Origin of the sequence: Streptomyces sp. NPDC006265, assembly GCF_040613555.1 — a bacterium.
In the GTDB taxonomy this organism is placed as follows: domain Bacteria; phylum Actinomycetota; class Actinomycetes; order Streptomycetales; family Streptomycetaceae; genus Streptomyces.
In genome coordinates this window covers 1-7,347 of record NZ_JBEXSH010000447.1, presented here as the reverse complement: position 1 = coordinate 7,347, position 7,347 = coordinate 1, and the positions used below count along the sequence as shown (strand labels likewise).

6 protein-coding genes and 2 pseudogenes are annotated in these 7,347 nt (G+C 69.3%); 5 read left to right on the top strand and 3 right to left on the bottom strand.

All coding sequences use genetic code 11. The annotated features are described in order from the left end of the window. Window positions 1-232: pseudogene (locus tag ABZ281_RS29895) on the bottom strand (hypothetical protein); the annotation flags it as partial. Window positions 233-519: 287 nt separating this feature from the next. Further along, window positions 520-831: an NIPSNAP family protein gene (locus ABZ281_RS29890; protein WP_356660464.1), complete on the bottom strand. Its 312-nt coding sequence runs from the start codon at window positions 829-831 to the stop codon at window positions 520-522. Between the two features lie 355 nt (window positions 832-1,186). On the opposite strand from ABZ281_RS29890, the gene ABZ281_RS29885 reads away from it, so the two are divergent. Further along, a complete protein-coding gene (locus tag ABZ281_RS29885) occupies window positions 1,187-1,432 on the top strand; it encodes a hypothetical protein (protein WP_356660462.1) in 246 nt (81 codons plus the stop codon). A 359-nt stretch (window positions 1,433-1,791) separates the two neighbouring features. Here the strand turns inward: ABZ281_RS29885 and ABZ281_RS29880 are convergent, their stop codons facing one another. After that, complete coding sequence (locus tag ABZ281_RS29880) at window positions 1,792-3,045, bottom strand: beta-propeller fold lactonase family protein (protein WP_356660460.1); 1,254 nt, start codon at window positions 3,043-3,045, stop codon at window positions 1,792-1,794. A 1,231-nt stretch (window positions 3,046-4,276) separates the two neighbouring features. Between ABZ281_RS29880 and ABZ281_RS29875 the strand changes: the two genes are divergently transcribed. The 4 genes and pseudogenes from ABZ281_RS29875 to ABZ281_RS29860 all read left to right on the top strand — a co-directional run. Continuing rightward, window positions 4,277-4,432, top strand: coding sequence for a hypothetical protein (locus tag ABZ281_RS29875; RefSeq protein WP_356660458.1), 156 nt, complete (start codon window positions 4,277-4,279; stop codon window positions 4,430-4,432). Window positions 4,433-4,575: 143 nt separating this feature from the next. Next, the gene (locus ABZ281_RS29870; RefSeq protein WP_356660456.1) at window positions 4,576-6,183 is read left to right on the top strand and encodes a substrate-binding domain-containing protein; all 1,608 of its coding nucleotides are present in this window, start codon (window positions 4,576-4,578) and stop codon (window positions 6,181-6,183) included. A 99-nt stretch (window positions 6,184-6,282) separates the two neighbouring features. After that, window positions 6,283-7,104, top strand: coding sequence for a methyltransferase domain-containing protein (locus ABZ281_RS29865; protein WP_356660466.1), 822 nt, complete (start codon window positions 6,283-6,285; stop codon window positions 7,102-7,104). Window positions 7,105-7,146: 42 nt separating this feature from the next. Next, a pseudogene (locus ABZ281_RS29860) lies at window positions 7,147-7,290 on the top strand (hydrophobic protein); the annotation flags it as partial. Window positions 7,291-7,347 lie beyond the last annotated feature (57 nt).

Here is a 7,347-nt window from a genome sequence, read left to right as displayed (position 1 = left end):
ACTGGACGTACTTGGGGTTTCGGCCGGTGCGGCGAGTGGGGGTACCCCCTGCTCGAGCGGAGTCGAGAGCGTGGGGGAGCGTGCCGGGCGTCGTGGCGGGGCGAACGTTGCCTGCCGCGGCACTGCGGACGACTTCGAGGTTCGTGAGGACGAGCAGGGCGCGCAGGAGTCCGGTGGCGCGGGTGGGGCCGGTACGGAGTTTGGTCAGGATCCGCCAGCCCCTGCCGGGCATCCACGCGTGGCTGCCGAGGAAGCCCTGCGCCGCTTGGACACGGGGACCGAGGCCTCGCCGAGCACCCCGAACCTGCCGCGGCAGTAGAAGCCACGTCCCGGGCCGTCCCTCGGACGGCCGTCGACCCGGCCGCACCCGGAATCAGCACGGCGTCCATCGCGGATCACCCGATCCTGCGCCTGCTGTTCGCCGCGACGCGTCACACCGAGACCGCGAGCCCGACGACCGCGGCCGTCGTCGCAGCACTGCGCACCGCCGGACAACCGCCCCCCGCGCCTTCCGCCGGCCTAGGACACGCCGTCGAGCGGCCGGAGGAAGCGGCGCTCGTAGCGCTTGATGCAGTGGGTGTCACGGGCCAGTTCGAACGCTTCCCGACACTCCGGGTCGGACATGCTGTCCGTTCGGTACTGCTCGTACGCGGCCAGGCTGGGAAACGAGAAGAGGGCGTAGGCGATGTCGCTGTCGCCCTCGCTCGGCAGGAAGTAGCCGTGGTGCGTCCCGCCGAAACGGTTGACGAGCCGGATCCAGCGGCGGCCGTATTCCTCGAAGTCCGCAAGCTTGTCGGCGTCGATCTCGTACTTCAGATGAATGGTGATCACGCCTGCATGATGCCGTGTGACGGTCCGGGCCCGATGACAGCCTCCGGGATCGCGCAACTCGGCCCGGAGGGCGAGACCCGCAGGGGCTGACCACGCAGTCATATCCCGGTCGAGGCAGTGTGCGGGTTCATCTTCGTGACCGTCAATCACCGTCGTCATCCCCCTTGACTGGCGTGACATGAGTCTTGACTTCGGCATGGCGGGCGCCACAGACTCCGCCTGACCGCGCGGTTATACGGCTTCGTGTGACTGCGCTGCCATACGACGCCGTACGACCGCGCGTAAACGGCCCTGCGCCGTACCCGCCGCCGCGCGGTCCAAGCGTCTGATCGCGGGCGCCGGGAAGAAGGCCACGGTGCCGCTGAACGCCGCCGCGTCGGATCCCGTCGGCACGGCCCTGCACGCGAACAAGACGGGCCATGCCTACGTGTTCGCGGCCGACGGGAAGGTCACGGACCTCGGTCCGGTGCCCTTCGGCGAGGACCAGAAGGGCAGCGTGACCCTTCCCAAGACCCTCGCGGCCGGGCAGGTGAAGATCGCCGTGGTGTTCGACGACACGCCGCTGACGTGGGACACGGCCAAGACCCCGGCCGGACGTTGATCCCAGGTCTGACGGGGCAGGGCTGAGGCGCCGGCTGGTCGGACCTCAGCCCTGGGCCCGGTCCGGATCACTCGGCGGACCATGGCTTCGCCGAGATCACCGTCTCCGGGAGAGAGCCGTCGGCGCTGCCACGCTCTCCGCGGTACAGGAAGCCGCGGCCGTGTCAGAACCGCGGACAGCCGACCCCGGCGATCAGCGTTCCGGCACGAATCCGGCACACGGCGAGTCATCACGGCGACAACGGAAGGTGTCGTTGTCCGGACCCGACATCGCCGCTGTCGACCGTGGTTGTCCGCTGGCACGGGCAGGCATGGGGCACACACCGCCGAGCTCCGCGGGCCGCTCCCGTACGCGGTGTGTCACACCGCGGCGATGCCTTCCATGCCCGACTCGTCGAAGGCAGGCAGCCCCTCGGCCGTGGTGACCTTCGTGAGAGCGCCGTCGGACTCGACGCGGAAGCCGTCCACGGTGCCCGAGACGGCGTTCTGGACGTAGACGAACTTCTCGTCCTCCGTCACCGCGAGGTCGATCACGCCCTGCGAGTTCGCGGAGGGGGGCGTGGCCAAGCCGACGTCGTTGGTCAGGGAGAGCTCGCCCTGCTCGTCCATGCGGTAGCCGCTGACGGTGGAGTTGCCGGTGTTGCCGCCGTAGAAGTAGTTGCCCGCGCGCTCCAGCCAGCACAGGACCTCCTGCCCGTTGGCGAGGGGCTCCTGAAGGACCTCCAGCGTGCCGTCGTGCTTCACCTTGTAGGTGGTGACCGTGGACTTCTCGGCCTCGGCGACCAGCATCCGCTTCCCGGTCCCGTCGAAGCTGATCGCGAACGGGACACCGCCCGCGGACTCGTTGACGACCGGTTCGGCGACGGACGGCAGGCCGTTCTTCCTCAGCGGGAAGACCTCGACCGTGTTGGCCGCCTTGGTGGTGACCACCAGGTTGCGGCCGTCCGGGGTGATCTCGACCTCGCCGGGCGAGGTGTCGAAGCGCGGGACGTCCTCGTTGTCCAGGCCCAGCGAGCGGTGGGAGCCGTGCAGCGGCTCGAGCCCCCTGCCGGTGATCGCGAAGCCTTGGACGGAGCCCTCACCGCCCGCGTTCATGACGTACGCGATCTTGCCGTGCACCGCGATACTGGCCGGGAACTCCCCTCCGGAGTCGACGACGTGGCGATCCTTCAGTTCCTGTCCTTCGACACGGAACGACGTCACCGTGCCGCTGCCCGCGTTGACCGCCAGCAGCATCCCCGAGGCGTCGTCGTAGACTAGCGAACCCTGGGAGGCGAGCGAGTCGGTGGGGGCGTCGACCTGGTCACCGCCCTTGCCGCCGGTCTCGTGGGTCCCCGCGGGTTCGAGCTTGCCGTCGTCGTCCCGCGCGAACACATGGATGGTGTTGCCGTCCAGCTCGTTGCCCTGGACGAAGACGGCGTGGTCGGCACCGGTGCTCCCGGAGTACTGACTGGCCGAGGCCAGGGACACGGCGACCGTGGCCGCCCCGGCGACGGCGAGGGCTCCGCCGCCGATCGCGATGCGCCGCGTCCTGGACTTTCGCCGGTGACCGCGGCCCGCTCCGCCCTGGCGGCTCTGTCGAGACTGATCATCGTGACCGCTCTGCACGCTCATGTTCCGTCTCCTTCAACGTCGTTGCCCATGGCACCCGTATCCGTCATCCGCGTCTGCCGGTGGGACAAGAGTGACCAGTGGGTGGGGTGGGAGGGGAGGGAATGAACTTCGCGTCAGACTCTCGTAAGCAGTGGTTCTGAGCGGGTGACGAGAATCGAACTCGCGCTCTCAGCTTGGGAAGCGACGGCGCTTGTATGTGCCTTACGGCTCTGACCTGTGCAGATGGCTGCCCGCCGAGGTGGTTGTGTCGGTCGTATTGCACCGCTGTTGACCGCTGTTGTCCGTTCTGACGGGCACGCTGTGGGCGCGGCTTCAAGGAACGGTCAGCAGTGCCCTTGCACGACCGGGAACTGCCATGCACGGTCGTCCAGGGGGCCGGAGCGCCAAGTACCGGCCTCCGTGCCCGCCCGCATGCTCAGGGTCCGTCAGCTGCTGCCACCTGTGGGCCGATGGTGCTGAACACTTTCCGGGGACAGGCCAACGTTTGGCCATGACGAGAACTCGCGCTCAGCTTGGCAAGCGATGGCGCTTTGCCGGGTGCCGGGCAGCCGGCGTTCGGGGGTCCCGTCCCGTGGGCAACAGCGGGGGAGGGACGGGGCCGCGCGGACCGCGGCGCTGCCGGACCTGTTGCCGTCATGGCGGTGCTCCCATTTAGCGGCTCCGGACCCGCTCCAGCGGGCGAGGGCGGACCGTTACCGAGTCGTTCGTCCGAAATGTCGAACAGAGTTCGATCCTTCGTGCAGATGACCGAAAATATGGCCAGGTCCGCCGAGCGTCAATATCTCCGCCCAAAAACGCGCCGCCGCGCCGGGCGACCGGCGGGCCGTCCACCTCGCCCGCTGCCCCGCGTTACCCAAACGTGATGGCCCGCTTCTCGCTCAAACTCTTGACCAGGGGGAACGAAGAGCGCTCCTATGACCTCCGCATCACTGACCACTTCAGGGGGTACGGCCGTGACACACCCGGCGCACAGCAGCACCTCCCTGGCAGGTTGCCCGGAACACGGCCGGGCGCGTGGGCCGCACTGTGGCGGGGGTCGAACCGACCTGGACGCGGTCTTGAGCCGACGACGATTATCAAAGGTTCTTGGTGCGGACGCCGGGCACAGATGGGCGCCCGTACTCCCGGCGACGCCGCAGGTCCGGGTTCTCCCGCGTTCCGTAGCCGGTGTTCTCGGCGCCTCAGCGTGGACGGGGCGCGGTCGCGCCTCGCCTGCCCGAACCAATCGACCGTGCCCGCCGGCGCCACCAGCACCACGACCACTTCGCCTGCCCTCACTGATCCCGCCCCGCTCGCCGATCCGGTCCTCGGGCGCCGCGCACACCACCGGCTCCCCGTCGCCGCATCCAGCCGCTACCAGCCTCACCCCGCCCTGGCCATCCTCTGACGACGCCGACTCGTATGTTCAATATTTCGAACGTTGGCCGGTCCTCAGAACGACGTCATCACCCCCACGGTTTCCGACGCAGCGTCAGGAGCCGTGTGCCACCGAGTCCAACCCCCGGGCCGGCTCAACGAAGGAGATCAAGAATGCTCAACAGAAGAAACTTCCTCACCGCGGCGACCGGCGTGGCGGCGGCGGCCGGACTCGCTGCCTGCGCCAAGGAGGACGGCAGCACAACGGCCTCCTCCTCGGGCGGCGGCAGCAAGGCGATCACCCTCGGCTTCTCCCAGGTCGGCTCGGAGAGCGGCTGGCGCACCGCCAACAGCGACTCTGTGAAGTCGGCCGCGAAGGAAGCGGGTTACACCCTCAAGTTCTCCGACGCCCAGCAGAAGCAGGAGAACCAGATCTCCGCGATCCGCAACTACATCGCGCAGAAGGTCGACGTCATCGCCTTCTCGCCGGTGGTCGTCACCGGCTGGGACGCGGTGCTCAAGGAGGCCAAGGCCGCGAAGATCCCGGTTGTGCTCACCGACCGCTCCGTCGAGACCTCCGACGACTCCCTGTTCGTGACCCTGGTCGGCTCCGACTTCACGGACGAGGGCCGGCGTGCGGCGAAAATCCTGGAGAAGGTCCTCGAAAAGGCCGGCCACAAGGGCCCCGTGAAGATCGCACAACTGGAGGGCACCACCGGTGCCGCCCCGGCGATCGAGCGGGCCAAGGGCTTCAAGGAGGTCATGGACGCGGACCACGCGGACGACTGGAAGATCGTCGTCAGCCAGACCGGTGACTTCACCCGCGCCGGCGGCAAGCAGGTCATGGCGGCCTTCCTGCAGTCCAACCCGGACATCGACGTGCTCTTCGCGCACAACGACGACATGGGCATCGGCGCCATCCAGGCCATCGAGGCGGCCGGCAAGAAGCCCGGCAAGGACATCCTGATCGTCACGGTCGACGGCGTGAAGGACGGCTTCGTCGCCATGTCCGAGGGCAAGATCAACGCCATCGTCGAGTGCAACCCGCTGCTCGGCCCCCAGCTGATGGAGGTCGTGAAGAAGGTCCACAACGGCACCGTGAACACCGCCGCCCGCGTCGCCCTGCGCGCGGGCCTGCCCCTGGCGGTGCTGCCGGGCGGCACCCTCAACCACTTCGCCTACGACCTGGGCGTGGAGGACGTGCGCGACCTGGCCCGTGCGCTGCGCCAGGGCGACGCCGTGCGCGTGGACGTGGGCCGGTACTCCTGCGGCGGACAGCAGGGCATCTTCCTCAACACCTGCAGTGTCGGCGTCTATCCGGAGCTGGTGCGAGAGCGGGAGCGGTGGGCGCACCGGGTCGGCGGCTGGCCGGCGGGCGTACTCGCGGCGCTGCGGGTGCTGCGGACCGGCCGGCACCCTCTGGAAGCCGAGTTTCAGGGCCGTACGCGCCCGCTGTGGCTGCTGTTCGCGGGCAACGGCACCTACCACCGCATGGGAGTCGCGTCCGGGCGGCGGCGGGACCTCGCGGACGGCCAGCTCGACGTGCGGGTCGTGCACGGCGGTCGCCGGCCCGCCGCGCGACTGCTCGCCGCCGCCCTCGCGGGCCCCCTGACCCGCTCCCCCGCCCACGCGGCCGTCCAGGTGGGACGGCTGCGCCTGGACCAGGTGGCGCCCGGCACGCTCCTCGCCTACGACGGCGAGGTGATCGAGGTGGAAGGCCGGGTGACGCTGGAGAAGCTCCCCGAGGCGCTCACCGTGTACCGGCCGATCGCCGGGTACTGACATACCGTCAGTCCACATGGCAGGATTCGGGTCTCACTATGCGGCAGTCCTGCGTACGGTGATCCCATGCCGACCCGACCGGAAGGGGTGGGATCCGCCATGCCGGAACCCCGGGAGACCGCCGTCTACACCCACGGGCACCACGAGTCCGTGCTGCGCTCGCACACCTGGCGCACCGCCGCCAACTCCGCCGCCTACCTGCTGCCTTCACTCAAGCCCCACATGAAGATCCTGGACATCGGCTGCGGGCCCGGCACGATCACCGCCGACCTGGCCGCACTCGTGCCCGACGGGCAGGTCACCGGCGTCGACCGGGTGCCGGGGATCCTGGAGCAGGCGCGTGCGACCGCAGCCGGACGGGGCCTGGCCAACGTCGACTTCGCGGTCGGCGACGTGCACGCGCTGGATCACCCGGACGACACGTTCTGCGTGGTCCACGCCCACCAGGTGCTCCAGCACGTGGGCGATCCGGTGCGGGCGCTGCGCGAGATGAGGCGGGTCGTGAAACCCGGCGGTCTCATCGCCGTGCGGGACGCGGACTACGAGGCCATGACCTGGTACCCGGCGTCGGAAGCACTCGACGCCTGGCTGGACCTCTACCGCCGGGTGGCCCGGGCCAACGGCGGTGAGCCGGACGCCGGGCGACGGCTGAAGGCCTGGGCGCTGCGGGCCGGCTTCACGGACATCACGGCGACCTCCGGCACCTGGACCTTCGCCACGCCGCAGGAGCGGGACTGGTGGAGCGGGCTGTGGGCCGACCGCACCCTGGCGTCGGCCTACGCGGACCGGGCCGTCGAGGGCGGGCACGCCGACGGGGCGCTGCTGCGGAGCGCGGCCGGGGCCTGGCGGGAGTGGGGCGCACGGGAGGACGGGTGGTTCAGCGTGCTGCACGGAGAAATTCTCTGCCGCAAGGAAGCCTGAATCGCGTTTTCCGGGACACTCTGAAAGCAGGAGGTTCGAATTATGGTTCCCATCCTGCTGGTGCTGCTTCTGGCCTTGGTTCTGTTCGGCGCCGGATTCGCAGTAAAGATTCTCTGGTGGATCGCACTCGCGGTTCTCGTCCTGTGGCTGGTGGGCTTCTTCGCCCGCGGTACGTCGGCAACCGGCTCATTCCGGCCGTCATTCCGGCCTGAATTCCTTCGAATGCCCTCTCTTCGTCCGGTG

Excerpts from the sequence above, each read along its gene's own strand:
- ABZ281_RS29880 (WP_356660460.1), bottom strand. The coding sequence starts at position 3,045 with ATGAGCGTGCAGAGCGGTCACGATGATCAGTCTCGACAGAGCCGCCAG.
- ABZ281_RS29870 (WP_356660456.1), top strand. The coding sequence starts at position 4,576 with ATGCTCAACAGAAGAAACTTCCTCACCGCGGCGACCGGCGTGGCGGCG.
- ABZ281_RS29865 (WP_356660466.1), top strand. The coding sequence starts at position 6,283 with ATGCCGGAACCCCGGGAGACCGCCGTCTACACCCACGGGCACCACGAG.